Here is a 24395-nt window from a genome sequence, read left to right as displayed (position 1 = left end):
TTCTACCTGATTACTCTTCGCTGGTGTGTACTTTGCGGTGCAGGATGGCCTGGAACTCGTCGGCGAACGTGTAGTAACGACCGATCAGCGTCTCGCTGCGCGCAGCGAAACGGTTGTAGGCGATGACCGCTGGAATGGCTGCGAACAGACCGATCGCCGTGGCGATCAGGGCTTCGGCGATACCCGGCGCCACGGTGGCGAGGGTCGCCTGCTGGGCGCTGGCCAGACCGCGGAACGAGTTCATGATGCCCCAGACGGTACCGAACAGGCCGATGTAGGGACTGGTGGAGCCGACGGTAGCCAGGAACGGCAGGCCTTGTTCGAGCTTTTCTTCTTCACGGGAGATGGCCACACGCATGGCCCGGCCTACACCTTCCATGACCGCATCGGGATCGACGCCTGGCTGCTGGCGCAGACGGGAAAACTCCTTGAAGCCGGCGCGGAATACCTGCTCGACACCCGAATCCGGGTCAGGATTGCTGCCAGCCTGACGGTACAGCTTGGACAGGTCGATGCCAGACCAGAAGCGCTCTTCGAACGCGTCCAGCGCACGACGACCGGCGCGCAGCATGTTGCTGCGCTGGAAAATCATGATCCACGAGGTCACCGAGGCGGCCACCAGGGTCAGCATGACCAGCTGCACCACGACACTGGCATTGGCGACCAGGCTCCACATGGAGGTATGGTCGACGACGTTTGCTTCCACGCTTATTCTCCTGCGTTCGATTGATTACCCGAGACGTCTGCCACAAAGGCATCACGCAGCACTGGGGGGATGGCCCGGGGTTTGAAAGTTTCGGCGCGCACGGCCGCTATCAGAAATTGCCCTTCGCACAGCAGCGTCTGATCTGACTCACGCCACACCTGCTGAGTGAAACGCAGACTGGCCCGGCCTAGCTCCGACACGTGCGCAGTTACCCGCAATTCGTCGTCCAGTCGCGCCGGCGCAAGATAGCGCGCCTCGCTCGAATGGACCACGAACAGAAGATCCTGTTCTGCCAGTTGTGATTGGGAAAAACCAAGATGACGCAGCCGCTCGGTGCGCGCACGCTCCATGAACTTGAGGTAATTGACGTAATACACCACTCCGCCGGCATCAGTATCTTCGTAATAGACGCGACAGCGGTGTGCGAACGGTGTCAGCTCATTTTGCGCGCGCATACTCTAGTGCTTACTCCTCAGCTTGCCAATCCGGCGAGACAACTGTTTTTTCGCCGATCATGTCGGATTGCCAGCCCCGCCTCGCACTGCCAGCGGTAGGACCACGAAAAAAGCGTTTTGATCAGTCATTGGTCTTCAGGATCGGAAAACTCTCCCCCCTCGGCGAAGCGCCCGGGAATGTTCAGACCAAAGTGCAGGTAGGCGTGACGGGTCACGACCCGACCGCGCGGTGTACGCATGATGTAGCCCTGCTGGATCAGGTACGGCTCCAACACATCTTCGATGGTGTGACGCTCTTCGCTGATCGCTGCGGCCAGGTTGTCGACCCCGACCGGACCCCCGTCGAACTTCTCGATCATGGTCAGCAGCAGGCGCCGGTCGGAATGGTCGAAACCACGCTCGTCGACATCCAGCAGGTTCAGCGCCATGTCGGCGATAGCCTTGGTGATATGGCCTTTGCCGCGCACCTGGGCGAAGTCGCGTACCCGCCGTAACAGGCGGTTGGCGATGCGCGGCGTACCGCGGGCGCGGCGGGCGATTTCGAAGGCGCCCTCGGTGTCGATCGGCAGCCCGAGGATGCCGGCCGAACGGCTGACGATCGTGGTGAGGTCTTTGTTGCCGTAGAACTCCAGGCGCTGAACGATACCGAAGCGGTCGCGCAGTGGGTTGGTCAGCATGCCGGCACGGGTGGTGGCGCCGACCAGGGTGAACGGTGGCAGATCGAGCTTGATCGAGCGTGCCGCAGGGCCTTCGCCGATCATGATGTCGAGCTGGAAGTCTTCCATGGCCGGATACAGCACCTCCTCGACCACCGGTGAAAGCCGGTGGATCTCATCGATGAACAGTACATCGTGGGGTTCGAGGTTGGTGAGCATTGCCGCCAGGTCGCCCGGCCGCTCGAGGATAGGCCCCGAAGTGCTCTTTACCGATACACCCATCTCGTTGGCGATGATGTTGGCCAGGGTGGTCTTGCCCAGCCCCGGAGGACCGAAGATCAAGGTGTGATCGAGTGACTCGTTGCGCCCTCGCGCTGCCTGAATGAACAGCCCCATCTGGTCGCGCACCACGGGCTGGCCGATGTAGTCGTCCAGCCGCAGCGGACGGATCGCTCGATCCTGCACCTCTTCGCGGTCGCGGCCACTGGCGGCGATGAGTCGGTCGGCTTCGATCACTTGACGATCATCCCCTTGAGGCTACGGCGAATCAGCTCTTCGCTGCTCAGGCCGGATTTGTCCTTGATGGCAGCGATGGCCTTGCTCGCTTCCTGAGGTTTGTAGCCCAGCGAGACCAGCGCGCTGACCGCGTCGGCCTCGGCGCTAGAGTCGGCTGCTGCCGGCAATGGCCCGTCGGAGACCAGCGTGAACATGGCCGGCGAGGTTTCCCAGGCCTTGAAACGGTCCTTGAGTTCGACCAGCAGACGCTCGGCGGTTTTCTTGCCGACCCCAGGCACCCGCACCAGCACCGACGCATCCTGTGCCTGCACGCAGCGAACCAGTTCATCCACTTCGAGCCCGGACATCAACGCCAAGGCCAGCTTCGGCCCGACGCCATTGAGGCGGACCAGCTCGCGGAACAGCTCGCGCTCGCGCTTTTCGAAAAAGCCGTACAGCAGGTGAGCATCTTCACGCACCACCTGGTGGGTGTGCAGCGTTACGGTTTCGCCGAGCTTGGGCAGTCGATAGAGCGTGGTCATCGGCACCTCCAGCTCATAGCCCAGGCCATTGACGTCGATAATCAGGTGCGGCGGCTGCTTTTCCGCCAAGGTGCCGCGCAAACGTCCAATCACGTGTCATTCCTTCAATCGTGGGGGCGACTGTGCGACGCCTCACCCTATCAGCAAATGCCCAGGGTAAGCGTTCCCTGGACACAAAATATGTATCAGCGCATTAAGCCATTACAGGCGCAAGCGCCCGCCGCGCCGCCGCGCCGTACTCAGGCCATGGGGTACCAGGCTGGAGCGGGTATGGGCGTGGCAAAGCGCGATGGCCAGCGCATCGGAAGCGTCGATCTGTGGCTTCTGGGTCAGCTTGAGCAGGTGCATGACCATCAACTGCACCTGTTCCTTGTTGGCGCCTCCGGTGCCGGCCACCGCCTGCTTGATTTGTGTCGGACTGTATTCAGCCACTTCCAGCCCCGCTTCAGCGGCGGCGACGATCGCCGCCCCCCTGGCCTGCCCGAGCTTGAGCGCCGAGTCGGGGTTGCGCGCCATGAACACCCGTTCGATGCCCATGGTCACCGGCCCGTGTTGGCGAATTACCTCGCTGACACTGCGAAACACAACCTGCAGTCGCTCAGGCAATTCACCAGAGCCTGTGCGAATGCACCCCGAGGCTACGTATTCGCAGCCACGCGCGGTCTGGAGGACCACACCGTAGCCGGTAATCCGCGAGCCGGGGTCGATACCAAGAATCAGAGTCATAGCGCCTGCAATGCGAGATCGGCGCGAGGGTGCGCCAGGCAAAGGTAAAGGCTGCCAGAGGCGTTGCAGTGACCGGCGCCGACCGAGGCGCTGGGCATACACCGCATCTGGCAGTGGGATCAGCCTAGCTGCGCCATGACCTCATCGGAGATCTGCGCGTTGGAATAGACGTTCTGCACGTCGTCGAGGTCTTCGAGCATGTCGATCAGCTTGAGGACTTTTTCCGCGCCGTCCTGGTCCAGCTCGGCGCTGGTGGTCGGCAGCATGACGATTTCCGCGTCGGCGGCCTTGAAGCCTGCTTCTTCCAGGGTGTTGCGCACGGCGTAAAAGCTGTTGAACGAAGCGAAGACATCGAACGAGCCGTCGTCGTTGGCGACCACGTCGTCGGCATCGGCCTCCATGGCCGCTTCCATCAGCGCATCTTCATCGACGCCTGCTGCGAAGCTGATCTGGCCCTTGCGCTCGAACAGGTAGGCCACCGAGCCGTCGGTGCCCAGGTTGCCGCCACATTTGGAAAACGCGTGGCGCACGGCGGCGGCGGTACGGTTGCGGTTGTCGGTCATGGCTTCGACCATGATCGCCACGCCGCCAGGGCCGTAGCCTTCGTAGCTGAGCTCTTCGACGTTGTCGCTTTCGTTGGTTCCGGCACCGCGAGCAACCGCGCGGTCGATGATGTCGCGGCTCATGTTCGCGCCCAGCGCCTTGTCCAGCGCCAGGCGCAAGCGCGGGTTGGAGGCCGGATCGCCGCCGCCTTGCTTGGCCGCGACGGTCAGCTCACGAATCCACTTGGTGAAGACCTTGCCTCTCTTGGCATCCTGGCGCTCTTTGCGGTGCTTGATGTTCGCCCACTTGGAATGACCAGCCATAACGACTCCAAATCCTTCATACAGAAACAGTCCCGCCCCTTGACGGGGCGGTACGGGAAACCTGCGAGATTGCACGGAGCGCCTGCCAGGCACGCGCCCCTGTCGCCACGCTTACTCGACTTTGGTCTGCTCACGCAGACGGATGTGCAATTCACGCAGGGCCTTGGCGTCCACCAACCCAGGCGCCTGGGTCATGACACACGCGGCGCTCTGGGTTTTCGGGAAGGCGATCACTTCGCGGATCGACTGAGCGCCGGTCATCAGCATCACCAGACGATCAAGACCGAACGCCAGGCCGCCATGCGGCGGTGCGCCGAACTTCAGGGCGTCGAGCAGGAAGCCGAATTTCTCTTCCTGTTCGGCCGCCTCGATACCCAGCAGACGGAACACCGCCTGTTGCATTTCCTTGCGGTGGATACGAATCGAGCCGCCGCCCAGTTCGGTGCCGTTCAGGACCATGTCGTAGGCGCGCGACAGTGCGCCGGCAGGGTTGGCTTCGAGCTCCTCTGGCGAGCACTTGGGCGCGGTGAACGGGTGGTGCAGCGCGGTGAAGCTGCCGTCTTCGTTCTCTTCGAACATCGGGAAGTCGACCACCCACATCGGCGCCCATTCGCAGGTCAGCAGCTCGAAATCGTGACCCAGGCGAATACGCAGTGCGCCCAGGGCCTCGCTGACCACTTTGAACTTGTCGGCGCCGAAGAACACGATGTCGCCATCGACCGCACCGACGCGATCGAGGATCACGTTGAGGTTGGCCTCAGGGATGTTCTTGACGATTGGCGACTGCAGGCCTTCGACGCCCTTGGCACGCTCGTTGACCTTGATGTACGCCAGGCCACGGGCACCGTAGATGCCGACGAACTTGGTGTACTCGTCGATCTTGCTGCGTGGCATGGCCGCGCCGCCAGGCACGCGCAGGGCCGTGACACGGCACTTGGGATCGTTGGCCGGGCCCGCGAAGACCTTGAAGTCGACGTCCTTGAGCTGGTCGGCGACATCCACCAGTTCCAGCGGGTTACGCAGGTCAGGCTTGTCGGAACCGTAACGACGCATGGCCTCTTCGAAGGTCATGTGCGGGAATTCGCCGAACTCCAGGTCGAGCACTTCCTTGAACAGCTTGCGGATCATGCTCTCGGTGAGGCCCATGATCTCGTCTTCGCCGAGGAAGCTGGTCTCGATGTCGATCTGGGTGAATTCCGGCTGGCGGTCAGCACGCAGGTCTTCGTCACGGAAGCACTTGGCGATCTGGTAGTAGCGGTCGAAGCCGGCGACCATCAGCAGTTGCTTGAACAACTGCGGCGACTGCGGCAATGCGAAGAAGCTGCCGGCGTGGGTGCGGCTCGGCACCAGATAGTCGCGAGCGCCTTCCGGCGTTGCGCGGGTCAGGATCGGCGTTTCGACGTCGAGGAAGCCGTTGTCGTCGAGGAAGCGGCGGATGCTGGTGGTGATACGCGAACGCAGGCGCAGCTTTTCCGCCATCTCGGGGCGACGCAGATCGATGAAGCGATAGCGCAGGCGAGTTTCTTCGCCCACGTCGGAGTATTCGTTGAGCGGGAACGGCGGGGTTTCCGCCTCGTTCAACACCTTCAGTTCATAACCCAGCACCTCGATGGCACCGGAGGTCATGTTGGCGTTGACGGCGCCGGCCGGACGCAGGCGCACCTTGCCGGTGATCTGCACGACGTATTCGCTGCGAACGCGGTCGGCTGCGGCGAAGGTATCGGCGCGATCAGGGTCGAAGACGACCTGGGCCAGGCCTTCACGGTCACGGATATCGAGGAAGATCACCCCGCCGTGGTCGCGGCGACGATGGACCCAGCCGCAAAGGGTGACTTCCTGGCCGTCCAGGCTCTCGTTCAGTAGGCCGCAATAGTGGCTGCGCATCATGATGGTGGTTCGCTTCTCGTGATCGTGTATTCGGTGAGGTCTCAGGCCGAAGGCCGGTACTGCGAGACCAGGTCACTGCCAATTGAGCTCAGTCGGACGTGTCGCCGCTGGCAAGATTCTTCTTCGCCCCGGTCTTGAAGTCGGTTTCGTACCAACCGGCTCCGCCCAGGCGGAAACCCGGTACCGACAGTTGCTTCTTGAGTTCGGGCGCCTGGCAGACCGGGCAGTCGGTCAGTGGCGCTGCGCTGATTTTCTGCAGCGCCTCCAGTCGATGACCGCAGGCGGCGCATTGATAGTCATAAAGGGGCATCGATGTCTCTCGTCAACCACAACGCCGGCTGCCGAAGCAGCCAAAAACCGCGATTATATATGGTTAGAGAGAGCAGTGCAGCCCGCCGATCAAGGTGTATTGGGTGGGTCCAGCAACCAGGCCACGCACACCACGCGCACCAGCCCGCTGAAGTTGCGCACGCCACCGTGGCGCAAATGCACCTCACGGTCCAGATACGAGAGTACCGCGCTGACCGAGCAGCGGTTGGCCTCGGCGATCCGCTCAAGGATATGCCAATACACACGTTCCAGCCTCAAGCAGGTGGAAAAGCCGTTGAGTCTTACCGAGCGTGAGACCGGACAGGCACGCTGCATGTCGAAATCCGTGGTGAACGGATCGATGCACTGCTTGCCAGGCCAATTGCGCTGCAACGCTGCCGGACGGGGGATTCCAACCCTTGCCTCCATCGCCTACCTCCATAGTCAAGAAGCCCGCGGCAAACGCGGGCGTCCCTCCATGAGGCCTTCAAGCCGTCTGGCAATGCAGCGGGAAGCGCTTGCGCCAGATACGACAGTGCCCGACCTGATCGCTCAGGCCGGGCACTTGCAGTGCTATCTGGAATTACTTGCCTTCGAGCAGCGCGCGCAGCATCCAGGCGGTTTTCTCGTGAACCTGCATACGCTGGGTGAGCAGGTCGGCAGTCGGCTCGTCGCTGACTTTCTCGACCACCGGGAAGACGCTACGCGCGGTGCGCGTGACGGCCTCCTGGCCTTGCACCAACTGGCGAATCATCTCGTCAGCTGAAGGTACGCCCTCTTCTTCGTTGATCGAGGAATGGCGAGCGTAGAACGCGTAGGAACCCGGCGCCGGGAAGCCCAGCGCGCGGATGCGCTCGGCGATCGCGTCGACCGCCAGGGCCAGTTCGTTGTATTGCTCCTCGAACATCAGGTGCAGGGTACGGAAAGCCGGCCCTGTGACGTTCCAGTGGAAATTATGGGTTTTCAGGTACAGCACGTAGGTGTCGGACAGCAGACGCGACAGACCATCGACGATGGACTTGCGATCTTCTTCACTGATGCCGATATCAATTGCCATGAATCTCCCCTTTTGCATGAAAGCTTGATGATCAAGCAGGCGACGCACACTGTATCAAGACTTGCACGGCCGTGCCGGGCTGCGCAACGCATGCGGTGAGTCGGCCTGGCTGGTTTGAGAAGCCTGCGCCTTTACTGTTAAATAGGCAGCGTGTCACCCGTGCGGACTGTAAATGCCGGGTGCATAGGCTGGACCGTCACGTGATCGCGCCTACACCTGCGCACCGCGTCACCAGCTCTTCCTGTGATTGACCTTATCTATGTGAGCCAACCCATGTTCAAGATCGTCCATCTGGTGACGGGCGTTGCAGCTTTGCTACTCGCCTCGATCCCAAGCCTCAGAACCGAGGCGATTCCCTTCCTGCAACTTCCCGAAGCCGTCTACCTGGCCCTGCTGGGCCTGCTCAACCTGCTCCTCGCCCCGGTCGTGCCGCTGTACTACCGCGCAGGGCGGCAACAGCTGCAACGTCTAGCCAGCGCCCTGCTGGTGATTGCAGTGATCCTGCAGACCGTTACCTTGCTTGCCCGCCCAGACCTGGGCACCCTGCCCGCCTTGCTGTGCGCCGCCCTGGCGGTGGTCGTGCACCTGGCAGCAGCATTGGCCCGCACCCCACGCACCTCACACCACCCTCAGTCGGCGGCCAGCGCCGACAGCACTCGCGATACTGGCACGGTGAAGTGGTTCAACACGTCCAAGGGCTTTGGCTTCATTTCCCGCGATTCGGGCGATGACATCTTCGTGCACTTCCGTGCGATCCGCGGCGAAGGCCACCGGGTACTGGTCGAGGGCCAGCGCGTGGAGTTCTCGGTGATGCACCGCGACAAAGGCCTGCAGGCTGAAGACGTGGTCGCCATCAACCGGCGCTGACCGGCAGTATCAGGCTGGGCGCAGAGCATTCGTGATCTGCGCCCTTTCACTACCTTGCTCAATAATGAGGCGGCGGCGCCTCATCTTCCTCACCGCCCACCTGCCCTACCAACTCGTCATAGCGCTTGAGCAACTGCAGCATCTGCGCTTGCAGGCGCTCGATCTGCCGACCCTGCTCGAACACCACTTCATTGAGCGATTGCAGCGTGTCGTCCTGAAACGCCTGACGGCTTTCGAGCTCGACCAACTGCGTTTCAAGCGTCATGGGCAACCTCGGTGAACTGACTGCCCAGCGCTTCGCGCAAGCGCGCGCGCACCTGCGCCAGCTCCTCGGCTTCATAGGCCTTGGCCGGAACACGGCCCCACACCGGCGCAGGCCAGGCAGCGTCATCACGCATGCGCACGATGACGTGCATGTGCAACTGGCTGACGACGTTACCCAGGGTCGCGACGTTCATCTTGTCAGCGCCGTAGGCGCGCTTGAGTGCTTCGGCCAGGTATTTGGTCTCGGCCCAGAGCTGCTGCTGATCAGCTTCGTCAAGATCGAAGATCTCGCTGACCTCGGCGCGCTGCGGCACCAGAATGAACCAGGGGTAGTTAGCGTCCTTGCTCAGCAAGACGCTGCACAGCGTGAGCCGACCCAGCTCGATGGAATCCTGCTGCAGGCGCGAATCCATGACAAACACGGCACTCTCCTCAATGATGCCCGCCACGCGGGGTGATGAAGCGCGAAGGATACCGCGACGACTGCGCGATGGCATCGCCTAAACATCGCGCAGTCGACCTGCGCACCCTGCGAGCGCACGAAAACGTGCCGATGATCACGTGCCAGTAACACAGCGCTACTTTTCGCACCACGATGGCGCGCCGAGAGTCACCGCTTGGCGATGACGGAGCACAAACTACTCAACTTCAATAACCACAGGTAACACACTGACTTTCCAAGGCACGTGCCCGACGGCCGTGCGGGGAAATCCTGGTACACCAGAAGACCGCGCGACACCAGTAACCACGGCGCTTACGGCCCTCCTGCCGGGCAGATGTGAAAAATACATCAACAAAACGTGAAAATGAGCACGCTTGTTGCATTGCCTTGAAACCAGACTGCCCAGGTTGCTGCTTCGAACATCGGGGCAACGCGTCGGCTGATTCGTGGGGGTGAGGTGTGACGTCGCTGCAGGCATTGAATGCGTCACCACCACAAGTCTCAATGTCAGTTTTGCACCGCGAAAAGTCGCGGCGATTTGCAGTACCGCAACACCGTGAGCGACAACCGAATTCAGCTACAAAAAGGTTGATTTAGCCGTATCGCCAAGTACAAGTCGGCGTGCTATACCTCCACGCCGACATAACAAGAAAGAGCTGCCCCAATAACTAAAAACCCGGGTGCAGCGGTACTCTTCCTAAAACCAAAGGAGCAAATCACGATGCGCGTGATGAAGTGGAGCATGATCGCCCTGGCCGTTTCGGCGGGGACCTCGCAGATGGCGTTCGCCTCTGCCCAAGACGAATCCAAGGGTTTCATCGAAGACAGCAAGCTCAACGTCAAGACCCGCATGCTGTATTTCAGCCGCGACTTCCGGAACAACGATTCCGGCAAAAGCCGCGTTGAAGAAACCGGCCTGGGCTTCCTTGGCACCTACGAGTCGGGCTTCACCCAAGGTACCATCGGTGTCGGCGTCGATGCCATCGGCATGCTTGGCCTGAAACTGGACAGCGGCAAGGGCCGCGCAGGCACTGGCCAGTTCCCTACCGGCTCCGACGGACGTTCGCAGGATGAGTTCTCCGAGGGCGGCGCTGCCATCAAGTTCCGCGTATCCGACACCGTACTGAAAGTCGGCAACCAGTTCACCGCACTGCCGGTCTTCGCTACCGACGACAGCCGCCTGCTGCCTGAAGTCGCTGAAGGCGCATTGATCACCAGCAGCGAAATCAAGGGCCTGACCCTGCACGCAGGTCGCTTCACCGGCCTGAACGCGCAAAACCGCACTGGTCACGACAGCCTGAACCTGAAAGAAGCCGACGTCCTCGGTGGCACCTATGCCATCAACGACGCACTCAGCGCCAGCGTCTACTACTCCAAGGTCGAAGACTACTGGCGTAAATGGTACGGCAACCTGAACTGGGCACTGCCGATCTCCGACGACCAGGGCCTGGTGTTCGACTTCAACATCTACAACACCCGCGGCGAAGGCGCCAACGAAGTTCGCGCCTACGACGGCGACAAGCTCAACAACACCGCCATGAGCCTGTCGGCAGCCTATAAAGTGGGCCCGCACACCTTCACCCTGGCGCACCAACGCGTCAAAGGTGACGGCGACTACGCTTACGGCGTAGACGGTGGCGGCACCATCTTCCTGTCCAACTCCGTGGCACGCTCGGACTTCAACGCCGAGAACGAGAAATCCTGGCAAGCTCGCTACGACCTGAACTTCGCTCAGTTCGGCGTTCCAGGCCTGACCTTCATGACTCGCTACGTCTATGGCTACGACGCTCACGTCGCAGACAGCAGCAAAGGCAAGGAATGGGAACGCGACGTGGACATCAAGTATGTCCTGCAGGAAGGCCCGGCCAAGGACCTCAGCTTCCGTGTCCGTCAGGCCACCTATCGCTCGTCCGATGGCGTCTACTACGGTTCGGCTTCGATCGACGAACTGCGCCTGATCGTCGAGTACCCACTGAGCATCCTGTAAGCCAGCGCTTGCATCGTTCAGTCGAAAGGGCCCGGCACTCGCCGGGCTTTTTCTTGGGCTGACAAAGCCCGCCCCCATGGGGCATCCTGTACGCCTTCCCCTCGACCCCGTACACTAGCGGGTCATCTCAATCCCTCAGGCAATCGACACGGCTCCCCATGCGCACCAGTCACTATTTGCTCGCCACCCAGAAAGAAACCCCTGCCGACGCGGTGGTCATCAGCCATCAGCTCATGCTGCGTGCCGGCATGATCCGCAAGCTGGCCTCCGGCCTGTACACCTGGCTGCCGATGGGCCTGCGGGTAATGCGCAAGGTCGAGAACGTGGTGCGCGAGGAAATGAATGCCGCCGGCGCTCTGGAAGTGCTGATGCCCAGCATCCAGCCAGCCGAGCTGTGGCAGGAGTCCGGCCGCTGGGAGCAATACGGCCCCGAGCTGCTGCGCATCAAAGACCGCCACAACCGTGAATTCTGCGTGGGCCCGACCCACGAAGAGGTCATTACCGACCTCGCCCGCAACGAGCTGTCCAGCTACAAGCAGTTGCCGCTGAACCTGTACCAGATCCAGACCAAATTCCGCGACGAAATCCGTCCGCGCTTCGGCCTGATGCGCGGTCGCGAGTTCATCATGAAGGATGCCTATTCCTTCCATGCCGACCAGGCTTCCCTGCAGGAAACCTACGACCGCATGCACCAGGCGTACACCAACGTCTTTACCCGCTTGGGCCTGGATTTCCGCCCCGTGCAAGCCGACACCGGTTCGATCGGTGGCAGTTACTCCCACGAATTCCACGTCCTCGCCTCTTCCGGCGAAGACGATGTCATCTTCAGTGACAGCTCCGATTACGCGGCCAACATCGAGAAAGCCGAAGCCATTCCACGTGAAAGCGTGCGCCCGGCGCCGACCGAAGAGCTGCGTCTGGTCGACACGCCGAACGCCAAGACCATCGCGCAACTGGTCGAGCAACACGGCCTGCCGATCGAGAAGACGGTCAAGACCCTCATCGTGCGCGGCGCCGAAGAAGGCAAGCTGATCGCTCTGGTGATCCGTGGCGACCACGAGCTGAACGAAATCAAGGCCGTCAAGCTCGAGCAAGTCGCCGAGCCACTGGTCATGGCCACCGAAGACGATCTGCGCCAGGCCATCGGTGCCGGTGCCGGTTCGCTGGGCCCGCTGAACCTGCCGCTCGAGTGCGTCATCGACCGTTCGGTAGCGCTGATGAGCGATTTTGGCGTGGGCGCCAACATCGACGACAAGCACTACTTCGGCGTCAACTGGGAGCGTGACCTTCCGGTGCCCCAGGTAGCTGACCTGCGCAACGTGGTCGAAGGCGACCCAAGCCCGGATGGCCAGGGCACTCTGGTCATCAAGCGTGGCATCGAGGTGGGGCATATCTTCCAACTCGGCACCAAGTACAGCGAATCGCTCAAGTGCCAGGTGCTGGGTGAAAACGGCAAGCCGGTGGTGCTGTCCATGGGCTGCTACGGTATCGGTGTATCGCGAGTGGTCGCGGCCGCCATCGAACAGAGCCATGATGACAAAGGCATCATCTGGAACGATGCCCTGGCACCCTTCCAGATCGCCCTGGTACCACTGCGCTATGAAACCGAAGCCGTTCGCGAAGCCACCGACAAGCTCTATGCCGAGCTGACCGCCGCCGGTTTCGAGGTTCTGCTCGACGACCGCGACAAGAAGACCAGCCCCGGCATCAAGTTCGCCGACATGGAGCTGATCGGCATTCCGCACCGCATCGTCATCAGCGATCGCTCGCTGGCCGAAGGCAACCTGGAGTACAAGCACCGTACCGAACAGGATGCCCAACCGCTGGCCGTCAACGAAGTGCTGACCTTCCTGCAAGCGCGCATCCGCCGCTGATAACCAATGCTCGAGTGAACATGTTCAAGCGAAGTACCTTCAAGCTGAGCCGGGCCGCCGTTGGCGGCGCCGCGCTCAGCGGTGCGCTGCTGCTCAGCGGCTGCGCCAATCAGATGTCGCAGCGCAGCGAACACGAGGAACGTGTCGAGCGCAAACTGCTCGAGCACAGCCTGCAGATCGATGTAGGCGAACCCAAGGTGCTGGAACTGCCTCAGCGACGGGTGCGCGTCAGCGAGCAGAAACGCTTCGAAGTCACCGAGTTCGAGGTGACCCGCCGCTATGACCGCTACACGCCCTACCAACCCTGGCGCGAACTCTATGAGATTCCGCTGGGCGCGGTGGCCATCGTGGCCGGGGTCGGGGCCAACGTCGTCAACGTGATCGCCTTGGGCAACCTGCCCGAAAGCGTGACCCACGACTGGCTCGAGTACGGCATCGCTGGCGTCAATCCGTTCATGAACGTGCAGTCCAACGGCCGCGCGCAGCAGAACCTGGCCGGTATCAGCGAGGTGCGCAAGGATCAGCGCGAGGAGTTCACCCGCCTGCCCTGGAGCGAGCGCCTGGTGGACGTCAAGGCAGGCAGGACGACCCACGCCCTGACCACCGACCGTGCAGGCATCCTGCGCCTGAACCTGCTGGACAGCCCGTTCTCGGAGCAGAACCTGAATAAGGTCGGCACCTTGCATCTGCAGGTATTCGACGAAGACAACGGCGTGCGCGGCGATGCCAGCTTGCTGGTCAGCAGCGGCCTGCGCGGCAAACTGCGAGAGGCTCACGAACTGATTTTCGACGACCTCGAAGACGATGACGTTGGCCAGTGGGTACACCGGGTCAAGCGGCTTTCCGAGCTTGGCCTGGAAGAAGAAGCCAGCGAGCTGGAGCAGAGCCTGATCGAGCTGACCCGCAACGATCCTGAACTGCAGAGCGAATTCGTCCGCACACTGGCAAAACAGACAGGTCGCCTGGTCGCCGATCCAGGCGCGCAGTAGCTAGATTGCAAGCAGGGTTGCTGCGATGCAGCCCTCGCTTTCTTATGTAAGGTCGGTGAACAGATCCAGCTGTTCATGGGCACCGCGCAAGTCCTGCAACCTCACCCCCACCCCCAACAGGCGCACCGGCTTCGAGCCGCGGGCGAAGGCCTGGCTGAGCAACTGCTGATAACTGTGCAAGTCGCGACCGGCATTGGCTTGCTCCAGGGTGGTCTGGCTGAAGTCATGGAACTTGACTTTGACGAACGGCTTGCTCGGCCGGTAGCTGCTGTCCATGCGCGCGATGCGCTCGTTGAGGCTTTCGAGCAGTTCAGGCAAGCGCGCCAGGCAGCTGGCAAGGTCCGGCAGGTCGGTGTCGTAGGTATTTTCCACACTGACTGACTGGCGCCGACTGTCGCTGTGCACGACGCGGTCGTCGATTCCCCGCGCCAACCCCCAAAGCCGCTCGCCGAAACTGCCGAATTCGCGCACCAGCGCCAGACGCGTCCACTCGCGCAAGTCCGAACAGGTATCGATGCCCAGGCGGCTGAGTTTATCGGCCGTTACCTTGCCGACCCCGTGCAGACGCGCCACCGGCAGCGCCGCCACGAACGCCTCGACTTCGCCCGGGGTGATCACGAACAGTCCGTTGGGCTTGCGCCAGTCACTGGCGATCTTGGCCAGGAACTTGTTCGGCGCAACGCCTGCGGACACCGTGATATGCAAGGTCTGCGAGACGCGCCTGCGGATGTCTTCGGCAATGCGTGTGGCACTGCCGGCGAACCACTGGCTGTCGGTGACATCCAGATAGGCTTCGTCCAGCGACAATGGCTCGATGAGCTCGGTGTAGTCGCGGAAAATCTGCTGGATCTCGCGGGATGCCTCGCGATAGGCCCCGAAGCGCGGCTTGACGATGATCAGATCGGGGCACAGCTTGTGCGCATGCCGGGACGACATGGCCGAGCGCACGCCGTAGGCCCTTGCCTCGTAGTTGCAGGTGGCGATCACCCCACGCCGATCGGCCGAGCCACCGACCGCCATGGGGCGACCGGCGAGCTTGGGATCGTCACGCATCTCGATGGCTGCATAGAAGCAGTCGCAATCGACGTGGATGATCTTGCGCAGAGACATGGATGACAACCGACACTGTAAATTCATACAGATACTAGCTCAGGGGCCATTTGCCACACCAGCGCTTCAGTCACCTGCACAAGCGCGCCTGGGCAGCCCCCGCACGCCCGGGCACTGTTAGGCAGGATCGCTAACAGACTGACGGAGAAAGAGTTTTCAAGCGATATTGCTTGACACAGGGAAAGATATCCGTAAAATTCGATCTCACAGGCGCGGGATGGAGCAGCCTGGTAGCTCGTCGGGCTCATAACCCGAAGGTCGTCGGTTCAAATCCGGCTCCCGCAACCAGATTCAAGAAAAGGCCACTGCACATGCAGTGGCCTTTTTTATTGGCTTGGCGAAAAAGTCTTGATAAATCAAGCAAATAACTCTTGCCACAGCGTCGCACACCTGTAGAATGCGCCCCACAGACGCGGGATGGAGCAGTCTGGTAGCTCGTCGGGCTCATAACCCGAAGGTCGTCGGTTCAAATCCGGCTCCCGCAACCAAATATAGAAAGGCCACTGCACATGCAGTGGCCTTTTCTTTTGTGGGTAGGCAGCTGTCCATAGCACCACTTGATAGCATCTGCGAGGAAAGCGTTTGACAAGCGCACAAGAATCCGTAGAATTCGCCCCTCTGACGCGGGATGGAGCAGTCTGGTAGCTCGTCGGGCTCATAACCCGAAGGTCGTCGGTTCAAATCCGGCTCCCGCAACCATATTCGTCAGAACAAGCCCCGCCTGTCGCAAGACAGTGCGGGGCTTTTCGTTGTGGCCGCTTTACGGGGCCATAACCAGCACGCAGCACCATCCTTTGGATGAATGAACTATCTTTAACGCTGCCGACTTAGAGCCGGAGTAGTATCTGGATACTTTTTCAAAGGGACTTTCACTTGGCCGCACCATGCCCCCCACTCGCGCGCTTAGCACGAGGCTATTCATGACCTCCCCTACCCCAGAATCGCCGACGCCGCTGACTGCGGCACTACCGGCCGCTGCCCAGCGTTTGCCGTGGCTGGAGCGCATGAGCAAATACCGCCAACCGCTTGGCCTGGCGCTGACCCTGGTGTTGTTCGCCATGGCCCTGGTCGCTTGCCGGCACCTGCTCAGCGAGCTGGATATCTACGCGCTGCATGACGCCATGCTTAGCGTGCCCGGCAGTGCACTGACCGGTGCACTGCTGGCGACGGTGGCGGGCTTCATCATCTTGCTCGGTTATGAATGGTCAGCTGCACGCTATGCCGGCTGCGCACTGCCTGCGCGTACGCTGGTGATGGGCGGCTTGAGCGCGTTCGCCATCGGCAATGCCATCGGCCTGTCGATGCTCTCGGGCGGATCGGTGCGTTATCGGCTGTATGCCCGCCATGGCCTGGGGGCTGCGGAAGTGGCGCGGATGACGGTATTCGCCAGCCTTTCGCTCGGTGGTGCGCTACCGCCTCTGGCAGCACTGGCGACCCTCAGTGACCTGGGCGCGGCGTCGGCTGCGCTGCGGCTTTCACCGGTGTTGCTGGGCAGCATCGCAACGGCTGTGTTGCTGCTCAGCGTGGTGCTGGTGGTGGGCCTGTATCGCCGCCGCCTGGCCGAGCAACCGTCGAAAGATAATCTGCTGGTGGCCCTGGGCCGGCGCACCTTGCGCCTGCCCAGCGGCCGTCTGGCAGTGCTGCAGTTGCTCATCACTGCGCTGGATGTCGCGGCTGCGGCCACCGTCCTTTACCTGCTACTGCCAGAAGCACCGCCCTTCGGCGCCTTCCTGATGGTCTACCTGCTGGCTCTGGCCGCCGGCGTGCTCAGCCATGTACCTGGCGGCGTGGGTGTGTTCGAAGCCATCCTGCTGGCCGCCTTCGCCAATCAACTGGGCGCCGCACCGCTGGCCGCAGCGTTGCTGCTGTATCGCCTGATCTACGTCGTGCTGCCGTTGCTGCTGGCCTGCGTGGCGCTGCTGATCAACGAAGCTCGCCGCTTGTTGTTCGCCCAGCACGCGATTCGGGCAGCGTCCGGCCTGGCCGCGCCGGTACTGGCGATTCTGGTGTTTCTGTCCGGGGTGGTGCTGCTGTTCTCCGGTGCCACGCCTGAGATCGACACCCGCCTGGAGCACATGGGCTTTCTGGTACCGCACCGGCTGATCGACGCTTCGCACTTCGGCGCCAGCCTGATCGGCGTGCTCTGCCTGCTGCTCGCCCAGGGCCTGCGCCGACGCCTGTCGGCGGCCTGGCTGCTGACCACCGTGCTGCTGCTGATGGGCGCACTGCTGTCGCTGCTCAAAGGTTTCGACTGGGAAGAAGCCTGCATCCTGATCGCCACCGCCGCCCTGCTGGCGTTGTTCCGCCGCTCGTTCTATCGCCCCAGCCGGTTGCTCGAGCTGCCGTTCTCACCGGTGTACCTGGTGGCCAGCGCCTGCGCGGTCGGTGCTTCGATCTGGCTGTTGCTGTTCGCCTATCAGGACGTGCCCTACAACTCGCAATTGTGGTGGCAGTTCACCCTCGACGCCGATGCCCCGCGGGCGCTGCGGGCGGCCATGGGCAGCGCGGTGTTGCTGGTGATCGTCGCGCTGACCTGGCTGCTGCGCACCGCGCGCCCGGTCATCCACTTGCCTGACCAGGCCGAACTGCAACGCGCCAGCAACATCCTGATGGCCTCCGATCAGCCTGATGGCGGCCTGGCGCTCACCGGCGACAAGGCGTTGTTGTTCCATCCTGATGACGACGCTTTCCTCATGTACGCCCGCCGCGGTCGCAGCCTGGTGGCGCTGTACGACCCGATCGGCCCGGCGCAGGAACGCGCCGAGATGATCTGGCAGTTCCGTGACCTGTGCGACCTGCACCACGCCCGCCCGGTGTTCTACCAGGTACGCGCCGAGAACCTGCCGTTCTACATGGACATCGGCCTGACCGCGATCAAGCTGGGCGAAGAGGCACGCGTCGATCTGCGCCGCTTCGACCTCGAAGCCAAGGGCAAGGAGATGAAAGACCTGCGCTACACCTGGAACCGCGGCGGGCGTGATGGCCTGACGCTGGAGGTGCACGAGCCGGGTCAGGCGCCGATGGAGGCGCTCAAGGAAATCTCCGACGCCTGGCTCAGCGGCAAGAACGTGCGTGAGAAAGGCTTCTCGCTCGGGCGCTTCAGCGCCGAGTACCTCAAGTATTTCCGCATCGCCCTGATCCGTTTCCAGGGCCGTCCGGTGGCCTTCGCCAACCTGCTGGAAACCCACAGCAACGAACTGGCCAGTCTGGACCTGATGCGCGCGCATCCCGACGCGCCCAAGTCGACCATGGAGTTCATGATGATCGGCCTGATCCTGCACTACAAAAGCCATGACTACGGGCGCTTCAGCCTGGGCATGGTGCCGCTGTCCGGACTGCAGCCACGCCGCGGTGCACCGCTGACCCAGCGCCTGGGTTCAATGGTGTTCCAGCGCGGTGAGCAGCTCTACAACTTCCAGGGGTTGCGACGCTTCAAGGACAAGTTCCAGCCCGACTGGGAACCCCGCTACATGGCAGTGCCCGCCGGACTCGATCCGCTGGTGGCACTGGCTGATACCGCTGCCCTGATTGCAGGCGGCCTGACTGGATTGGTGAAACGCTGATGATTCGACGTTACTGGTTGTACCTGGTCATTGCCTTGGCCGTGGCCGCTGCGGCGGCGAGCCTGGCGTTCTGGCTGTGGACTCGTCCGGCTCCCGAAGCCCATGCCGAGCACCTCACCTTGAGCGATGGCAGCAGCGCGGTGCGCGCCACCCCTGGCGTTCACGCCAAGGCCCTGGTAGCCATCGGTGTACCGCAGGAGCAGGCGCTCAGCGACAAGCAACTGCTCGACCTGAGCCAGGCCGGCGAAGCGCAGTTGGTGCAGGTGATTCTGCCTGCCGGCGACTGCACCCAGCAGCAACAGGCGATGACCCAGGCCATCGCGCAACTGCCCGGCGCGCCCACCGTGGTTGCCGGTATCGGCCCAGGTGCGGCGCAGGCCTGGCGCTGGCTGGCCACGCAGAACGACGACAAGGCCCGGGCCATTTCGGTCGACTTCACTCTGGAGCAGCCCGGCTGCAGCTCACCGCTGCCCAAATCTGCAGCCCACGGCCATTGGAACGTGGCCTGGAACGACAACCCGGACGACGCCAGCGCGGGCTTCGTGCGCGATCAGGCCAATGCCGAAACCAGCATCGCCGATTACGACATCCATCTGCCGCAGGTATTGAAGTCGCAGCTGACCCAGGTGCTGGTCGGCCAGGATGGCACTGCGCTGAGCATACCTGTGGTGGAAGTGCCGGCAGGCCAGGCCACCGACACGGTCACGCTGTTCCTCTCCGGTGATGGTGGCTGGCGTGATCTGGACCGCGACGTGGCCGGCGAGATGGCCAAGCTGGGTTACCCGGTGGTCGGCATCGATACCCTGCGTTACTACTGGCAACACAAGACCCCCGAGCAAAGCGCTGCCGACCTGTCTGAACTGATGCATCACTATCGTCAGAAATGGGGCACCAAGCGCTTCGTGCTGACCGGCTATTCGTTCGGCGCCGACGTGCTGCCGGCCATCTTCAACCGCCTGTCCAGCGAAGACCAGCAGCGGATCGATGCCGTCATCCTGCTGGCCTTCGCCCGCAGCGGCAGTTTCGAGATCGAAGTCGAGGGCTGGTTGGGCAAGGAAGGTCAGGAAGCGCCGACCGGACCGGAAATGGCCAAGCTGCCGGCAGACAAAGTGGTGTGCATCTATGGCGTCGAGGAAACCGACGAGAGCGGCTGCACCGAGGCCAGCGCCGTGGGTGAACGCATGAAGCTGCCCGGCGGGCACCATTTCGACGAAAACTACCCGGCCCTGGCCAAGCGCCTGATCGATGCCATCGAGGTGCGCCAGGGCAAGTCGAGCGTCGCGACCCAGCCCTGAACCTCAGCCAGCGCCCACGCAGCATCGCTGCGACGGGCGCTGGCCGAATGTGGGTCAGATTTCTACCTGAGTACCCAGCTCGATCACCCGGTTCAGCGGCAGGTTGAAGAAGCGCAGATTGCCGTTGGCGTTTTTCAGCATGAAGGCGAACAGGTTGCTACGCCAACGCATCATCCCCTCCAGGCGTGAGGCGATCACCGTTTCCCGGCTGAGGAAATAGGTGGTGCGCATCGGGCTGAAGTCCAGATTCTGCAACGGGCACAGGGTCAATGCTTGGGGCACGTCCGGTTCGTCCATGAAGCCGTAGTGCAGCAGCACGCGGAAGAAGCCATCGCCGTAATCCTCAACCTCGAAACGCTCATGGGTCGGCACCCGCGGACGGTCCTCACTGACTACCGTGAGCAGCACCACCTGCTTGTGCAAAACCTGGTTGTGCAACAGGTTGTGCAGCAACGCATGGGGCACGGCATCTGGACGGGCGGTGAGAAAGACCGCAGTACCTTCCACCCGATGCGGCGGTTGCACGCCGATGCTGGCGATGAAGATCGGCAATGGCAGCGCGGCCTCGTCGATGCGTTCGACCAGAATCTGCTTGCCGCGCTTCCAGGTGCTCATCAAGGCGAACAGGACAATCGCCGCCAGCACTGGAAATGCCCCGCCCTGCAAGACCTTGGGCAGGTTGGCGGCGAAGAACAGCCCGTCGACCAGCAAGAAGCCCAGCAGAATCGGCACCGCCAGCAGCGGCGGCCACTTCCACAGCAACAGCATCACCACCGCCACCAGCAAGGTGGTCATCAGCATGGTGCCGGTCACCGCAACGCCGTAGGCCGCAGCCAGCGCGCTCGAAGACTCGAAGCCTAGCACCAGCAGCACCACCCCGACCATCAGCGCCCAGTTCACGGCACTGATATAGATCTGCCCCTGCTCGTCGCTGGAGGTGTGCTGAATGTGCATACGCGGGATGTAACCCAGCTGAATCGCTTGCCGGGTCAGGGAGAACGCACCGGAAATCACCGCCTGCGAGGCGATCACCGTCGCCAGGGTGGCCAGCGCCACCAGCGGCAACAGCGCCCAGCTGGGCGCCAGCAGGTAGAACGGGTTGCGCGCCGCTTCCGGGTTTTGCAGCAGCAGCGCCCCCTGGCCAAAGTAGTTGAGCACCAGCGCCGGCAGCACCAGGGCGAACCAGGCACGGGCGATCGGCTTGCGCCCGAAATGGCCCATGTCGGCGTAAAGCGCCTCGGCGCCGGTCAGGGCCAGCACCACAGCGCCAAGCACGGCCACGCCGATACCCGGATGGACCACGAAAAAGCGTACCGCCCAGGCCGGGTTGAAGGCCTTGAGCACTTCCGGGCTCTGGCTGATGCCATGCACCCCGAGGGCGGCCAGCACCACGAACCAGGTCACCATCACCGGGCCGAACAACTTGCCGATCTTCTCGGTGCCGTGCTTCTGCACCACGAACAGCGCTACCAGCACCACCAGGGAAATCGGCACCACCCAATGGTCGATCCCGTCGAACGCCAGGCCCATGCCCTCGACCGCCGACAGTACCGACACCGCAGGCGTGATCATGCTGTCGCCATAGAACAGCGATGCGCCGATCAGGCCACAGGCGATGATCGCCTTGCGCAGCAGGGGATACGGCGCCGCGGCGCGGCGCGCCAGTGCGGTCAGGGCCATGGTGCCGCCCTCGCCCTGGTTGTCGGCGCGCAGGATGAACATCACGTACTTGAACGACACCACCCACAGCAGCGACCACAGAATCAGCGAGAGAATGCCCAGCACCCCGTCGTGATTGAGCGGAACCCCATAGGCCCCGGAAAACACTTCCTTGAGGGTGTACAACGGGCTGGTACCGATATCGCCATAGACCACCCCGACCGCGGCGATCAGCAGGCCCATCGACCGCGTCGCCCCCTGCCCGCTCTCGGCGTGACTGCTCGCCTGAACCATTCACCACTCCCGCATTCGACCACTCGGCCGACAGACTACGCACCAGGCAGGCAACGCCCGGACCACGCCGCACCGAGGACTTTTCCAGCCCCAGGCGAAACGCCGCGAAGCATAGCGCAGCGTCGACGGATTTTCTGCTGGAGCCTGTCGGCAAATCTGCCTTGACGACGCTTTTCACGCCTGCAAACGCCGCCTGTTCAGCACGTCGGGCGACACGCTTTTTTTCTGGTCAAGGGCGGCGGCTGCCGCTAGAATTGCGCACTTTTTGATCAGAGGCGCCTCAGCGCCCGCCGGGAATGCCCGCTGCCAGCGGCGCACCTGTCTTCAATACCGAGGTTAGTCATGTCCACCACCCCCGCGACCACCACGCCCAAGGTCGGCTTCGTTTCCCTGGGCTGCCCCAAGGCCCTGGTCGATTCCGAGCGCATCCTCACTCAGCTGCGCATGGAAGGCTATGAAGTCGTGCCGACTTACGAGGACGCCGACGTGGTGGTGGTCAACACCTGCGGCTTCATCGACAGCGCCAAGGCCGAATCGCTGGAAGTGATCGGCGAAGCGATCAAGGAAAACGGCAAGGTCATCGTCACCGGCTGCATGGGCGTCGAGGAAGGCAATATCCGTGACGTGCACCCTAGCGTGTTGTCGGTCAGCGGTCCGCAGCAGTACGAGCAGGTGGTTAACGCGGTGCACGAGGTGGTGCCACCGCGTACCGACCACAACCCGTTGATCGACCTGGTGCCGCCGCAGGGCGTCAAGCTGACCCCGCGCCACTACGCCTACCTGAAGATTTCCGAAGGCTGCAACCACAGTTGCAGCTTCTGCATCATTCCGTCGATGCGCGGCAAGCTGGTCAGCCGTCCGGTGGGCGAAGTGCTGAGCGAGGCCGAGCGGCTGGTCAAGGCCGGGGTCAAGGAAATCCTGGTGATCTCCCAGGACACCAGCGCCTACGGTGTGGACGTCAAGTACAAGACCGACTTCTGGAATGGCCGCCCGGTCAAGACGCGCATGCTGGAACTGTGCGAAGCCTTGAGCAGCCTCGGCGCCTGGGTACGCCTGCATTACGTCTACCCCTACCCGAACGTCGATGACGTGATTCCGTTGATGGCCGCCGGCAAGATCCTGCCGTACCTGGACATCCCGTTCCAGCACGCCAGCCCCAAGGTGCTCAAGTCGATGAAGCGCCCGGCCTTCGAAGACCGCACCCTGGCGCGCATCAAGAACTGGCGCGAGCAGTGCCCCGAGCTGATCATCCGCTCGACCTTCATCGTCGGCTTCCCCGGCGAAACCGAAGAAGACTTCCAGTACCTGCTCGACTGGCTGACCGAAGCTCAGCTCGATCGCGTCGGCTGCTTCCAGTACTCGCCGGTCGAAGGCGCACCGGCCAATGATCTGGGCCTGGCCGAGGTGCCGGACGACGTCAAGCAAGCGCGCTGGGACCGCTTCATGGCGCACCAGCAGGCCATCAGCAGTGCACGCCTGCAATTGCGCATCGGCAAGGAAATCGAGGTGCTGATCGACGAAGTGGAAGAGCAAGGTTCGGTGGGCCGCAGCTTCTTCGATGCCCCGGAAATCGATGGCAGCGTGTTCATCGATGGCGATCATGGTTTCAAGCCAGGCGACAAGGTTCGCTGCCGGGTGGTCGATGCGGACGAATACGACCTCTGGGCCGAGCCTGTCTGATCTACGCGTCACTGAACTGCCTCGCCGCTGGGCGGGGCATTTTTTTGCCTGGCGAATGCCACGTTTACCGCGGGTCGCCTGATGTCATGCAAGGAGCTTTCATGCAAGGAGCTATCATGCAACCCACGCTGAAACTGCTGACCCCCAGCGTCGATGAATACCCGGAACTGATCCGCGTCTGGGAGTCGTCGGTGCGGGCCACCCATGATTTTCTGCCCGAGCACTACCTGGTGGTCTTGCGCGACAAGCTGTTGCCGCAGTACCTGCCGGAAGTGACCCTGGTCTGCTGCAAGGACGAACGCCAGCGCATCTGCGGCTTCGTCGGTGTCGCCAACCAGGATGTGCACATGTTGTTCGTTGCCGATGAACAGCGCGGGCGCGGGGTCGGCAAGCGCCTGCTGCAGCACGCGATCGAGGTGCTGGGCGCCGAGCGGCTCGACGTCAACGAGCAGAACCCGCAAGCCCTGGCCTTCTATCAGCACCAAGGCTTCGAGGTGATCGGGCGCTCCGAGACCGACGGGCTGGGACAGCCGTACCCGCTGCTGCATCTGCGCCTGAGCGCTTCGAAGTAGCTGCGACGGTTTGTCCATCGGTGGCAACGGACGGCAGATTCCCCGCCCTGGCCTTGCCAGGGCGGGTACAATGGCGCTCAAATCCGTCTTGCGAAACACA

Annotated in this window: 22 protein-coding genes, 3 tRNA genes and 1 pseudogene; 12 read left to right on the top strand and 14 right to left on the bottom strand. The window is 62.5% G+C overall.

Going from position 1 to position 24395, the window contains the following annotated elements; all coding sequences use genetic code 11:
• Positions 1–10 precede the first annotated feature (10 nt).
• The 10 genes from tolQ to H618_RS0120600 form a co-directional block, all read right to left on the bottom strand.
• Positions 11–706 carry a protein TolQ gene (gene tolQ, locus H618_RS0120645; protein WP_028696866.1) on the bottom strand — a complete coding sequence of 232 codons (696 nt, stop codon included), beginning with the start codon at positions 704–706 and terminating at the stop codon, positions 11–13.
• Positions 707–708: 2 nt separating this feature from the next.
• Positions 709–1161 carry a tol-pal system-associated acyl-CoA thioesterase gene (gene ybgC, locus H618_RS0120640; RefSeq protein WP_028696865.1) on the bottom strand — a complete coding sequence of 151 codons (453 nt, stop codon included), beginning with the start codon at positions 1159–1161 and terminating at the stop codon, positions 709–711.
• A 125-nt stretch (positions 1162–1286) separates the two neighbouring features.
• Entirely contained in the window at positions 1287–2333 is a 1047-nt protein-coding gene (gene ruvB, locus H618_RS0120635) for a Holliday junction branch migration DNA helicase RuvB (protein ID WP_028696864.1), read from the bottom strand.
• On the bottom strand, positions 2330–2947 hold the full coding sequence (gene ruvA, locus H618_RS0120630; protein ID WP_028696863.1) for a Holliday junction branch migration protein RuvA: 618 nt from the start codon (positions 2945–2947) through the stop codon (positions 2330–2332). Before ruvA ends, ruvB begins: the two co-directional genes overlap by 4 nt.
• Positions 2948–3055: 108 nt before the next feature.
• Positions 3056–3580, bottom strand: a complete 525-nt coding sequence (gene ruvC / locus H618_RS0120625; protein ID WP_028696862.1) for a crossover junction endodeoxyribonuclease RuvC — start codon at positions 3578–3580, stop codon at positions 3056–3058.
• Between the two features lie 119 nt (positions 3581–3699).
• Positions 3700–4446, bottom strand: a complete 747-nt coding sequence (locus H618_RS0120620) for a YebC/PmpR family DNA-binding transcriptional regulator (RefSeq protein WP_028696861.1) — start codon at positions 4444–4446, stop codon at positions 3700–3702.
• Between the two features lie 111 nt (positions 4447–4557).
• Entirely contained in the window at positions 4558–6333 is a 1776-nt protein-coding gene (aspS, locus tag H618_RS0120615; RefSeq protein ID WP_028696860.1) for an aspartate--tRNA ligase, read from the bottom strand.
• An 88-nt stretch (positions 6334–6421) separates the two neighbouring features.
• A complete protein-coding gene (locus tag H618_RS0120610) occupies positions 6422–6643 on the bottom strand; it encodes an FmdB family zinc ribbon protein (RefSeq protein WP_028696859.1) in 222 nt (73 codons plus the stop codon).
• A gap of 89 nt (positions 6644–6732) precedes the next feature.
• Entirely contained in the window at positions 6733–7071 is a 339-nt protein-coding gene (locus H618_RS0120605; RefSeq protein ID WP_033727818.1) for a ribbon-helix-helix domain-containing protein, read from the bottom strand.
• Positions 7072–7225: 154 nt separating this feature from the next.
• Positions 7226–7699 carry a Dps family protein gene (locus tag H618_RS0120600; protein WP_028696857.1) on the bottom strand — a complete coding sequence of 158 codons (474 nt, stop codon included), beginning with the start codon at positions 7697–7699 and terminating at the stop codon, positions 7226–7228.
• A gap of 273 nt (positions 7700–7972) precedes the next feature.
• Here H618_RS0120600 and H618_RS23515 point away from each other — a divergent pair.
• Positions 7973–8230 (top strand): annotated as a pseudogene (locus H618_RS23515) (cold shock domain-containing protein membrane protein); the annotation flags it as partial.
• Between the two features lie 141 nt (positions 8231–8371).
• Positions 8372–8566 (top strand): cold shock domain-containing protein, encoded by a 195-nt coding sequence (locus H618_RS23510; RefSeq protein ID WP_245586801.1) that lies wholly within the window; start codon positions 8372–8374, stop codon positions 8564–8566.
• A 58-nt stretch (positions 8567–8624) separates the two neighbouring features.
• Here H618_RS23510 and H618_RS0120590 read toward each other — a convergent pair whose 3' ends face one another.
• A complete protein-coding gene (locus tag H618_RS0120590; RefSeq protein ID WP_028696855.1) occupies positions 8625–8831 on the bottom strand; it encodes a SlyX family protein in 207 nt (68 codons plus the stop codon).
• Entirely contained in the window at positions 8821–9252 is a 432-nt protein-coding gene (locus H618_RS0120585) for an HIT domain-containing protein (protein ID WP_028696854.1), read from the bottom strand. Before H618_RS0120585 ends, H618_RS0120590 begins: the two co-directional genes overlap by 11 nt.
• 741 nt (positions 9253–9993) lie before the next feature.
• On the opposite strand from H618_RS0120585, the gene H618_RS0120575 reads away from it, so the two are divergent.
• The 3 genes from H618_RS0120575 to H618_RS0120565 all read left to right on the top strand — a co-directional run bounded on the left by H618_RS0120575 (position 9994) and on the right by H618_RS0120565 (position 14122).
• Positions 9994–11259 carry an OprD family porin gene (locus tag H618_RS0120575; RefSeq protein ID WP_028696853.1) on the top strand — a complete coding sequence of 422 codons (1266 nt, stop codon included), beginning with the start codon at positions 9994–9996 and terminating at the stop codon, positions 11257–11259.
• Between the two features lie 158 nt (positions 11260–11417).
• Positions 11418–13133 carry a proline--tRNA ligase gene (locus tag H618_RS0120570; protein ID WP_028696852.1) on the top strand — a complete coding sequence of 572 codons (1716 nt, stop codon included), beginning with the start codon at positions 11418–11420 and terminating at the stop codon, positions 13131–13133.
• A 20-nt stretch (positions 13134–13153) separates the two neighbouring features.
• A complete protein-coding gene (locus H618_RS0120565) occupies positions 13154–14122 on the top strand; it encodes a hypothetical protein (RefSeq protein WP_028696851.1) in 969 nt (322 codons plus the stop codon).
• A 42-nt stretch (positions 14123–14164) separates the two neighbouring features.
• On the opposite strand, the gene dinB is transcribed toward H618_RS0120565, so the two are convergent.
• Positions 14165–15226, bottom strand: a complete 1062-nt coding sequence (gene dinB / locus H618_RS0120560) for a DNA polymerase IV (protein ID WP_425414213.1) — start codon at positions 15224–15226, stop codon at positions 14165–14167.
• 217 nt (positions 15227–15443) lie between these two features.
• On the opposite strand from dinB, the gene H618_RS0120555 reads away from it, so the two are divergent.
• The 5 genes from H618_RS0120555 to H618_RS0120535 all read left to right on the top strand — a co-directional run bounded on the left by H618_RS0120555 (position 15444) and on the right by H618_RS0120535 (position 20090).
• Positions 15444–15520: transfer RNA gene (locus H618_RS0120555), tRNA-Met, on the top strand.
• Positions 15521–15643: 123 nt separating this feature from the next.
• Positions 15644–15720 (top strand) — tRNA-Met (locus H618_RS0120550).
• A gap of 134 nt (positions 15721–15854) precedes the next feature.
• Positions 15855–15931: transfer RNA gene (locus tag H618_RS0120545), tRNA-Met, on the top strand.
• A 221-nt stretch (positions 15932–16152) separates the two neighbouring features.
• Positions 16153–18795: a bifunctional lysylphosphatidylglycerol flippase/synthetase MprF gene (mprF, locus tag H618_RS0120540; RefSeq protein WP_028696849.1), complete on the top strand. Its 2643-nt coding sequence runs from the start codon at positions 16153–16155 to the stop codon at positions 18793–18795.
• Positions 18795–20090, top strand: coding sequence for a virulence factor family protein (locus H618_RS0120535; protein ID WP_028696848.1), 1296 nt, complete (start codon positions 18795–18797; stop codon positions 20088–20090). Before mprF ends, H618_RS0120535 begins: the two co-directional genes overlap by 1 nt.
• A 54-nt stretch (positions 20091–20144) precedes the next feature.
• Here the strand turns inward: H618_RS0120535 and H618_RS0120530 are convergent, their stop codons facing one another.
• Positions 20145–22043, bottom strand: coding sequence for a potassium transporter Kup (locus H618_RS0120530; protein ID WP_028696847.1), 1899 nt, complete (start codon positions 22041–22043; stop codon positions 20145–20147).
• Positions 22044–22385: 342 nt separating this feature from the next.
• Between H618_RS0120530 and rimO the strand changes: the two genes are divergently transcribed.
• Positions 22386–23723, top strand: a complete 1338-nt coding sequence (rimO, locus tag H618_RS0120525) for a 30S ribosomal protein S12 methylthiotransferase RimO (RefSeq protein WP_028696846.1) — start codon at positions 22386–22388, stop codon at positions 23721–23723.
• A gap of 116 nt (positions 23724–23839) precedes the next feature.
• Positions 23840–24295: a GNAT family N-acetyltransferase gene (locus H618_RS0120520; protein WP_028696845.1), complete on the top strand. Its 456-nt coding sequence runs from the start codon at positions 23840–23842 to the stop codon at positions 24293–24295.
• Positions 24296–24395: the final 100 nt, after the last annotated feature.

The organism is Pseudomonas cremoricolorata DSM 17059 = NBRC 16634 (assembly GCF_000425745.1).
Classification (GTDB): Bacteria; Pseudomonadota; Gammaproteobacteria; order Pseudomonadales; family Pseudomonadaceae; genus Aquipseudomonas; species Aquipseudomonas cremoricolorata.
Note: the sequence above shows the minus strand (reverse complement) of the source record. Positions and strands in the feature narration are given on the sequence as shown.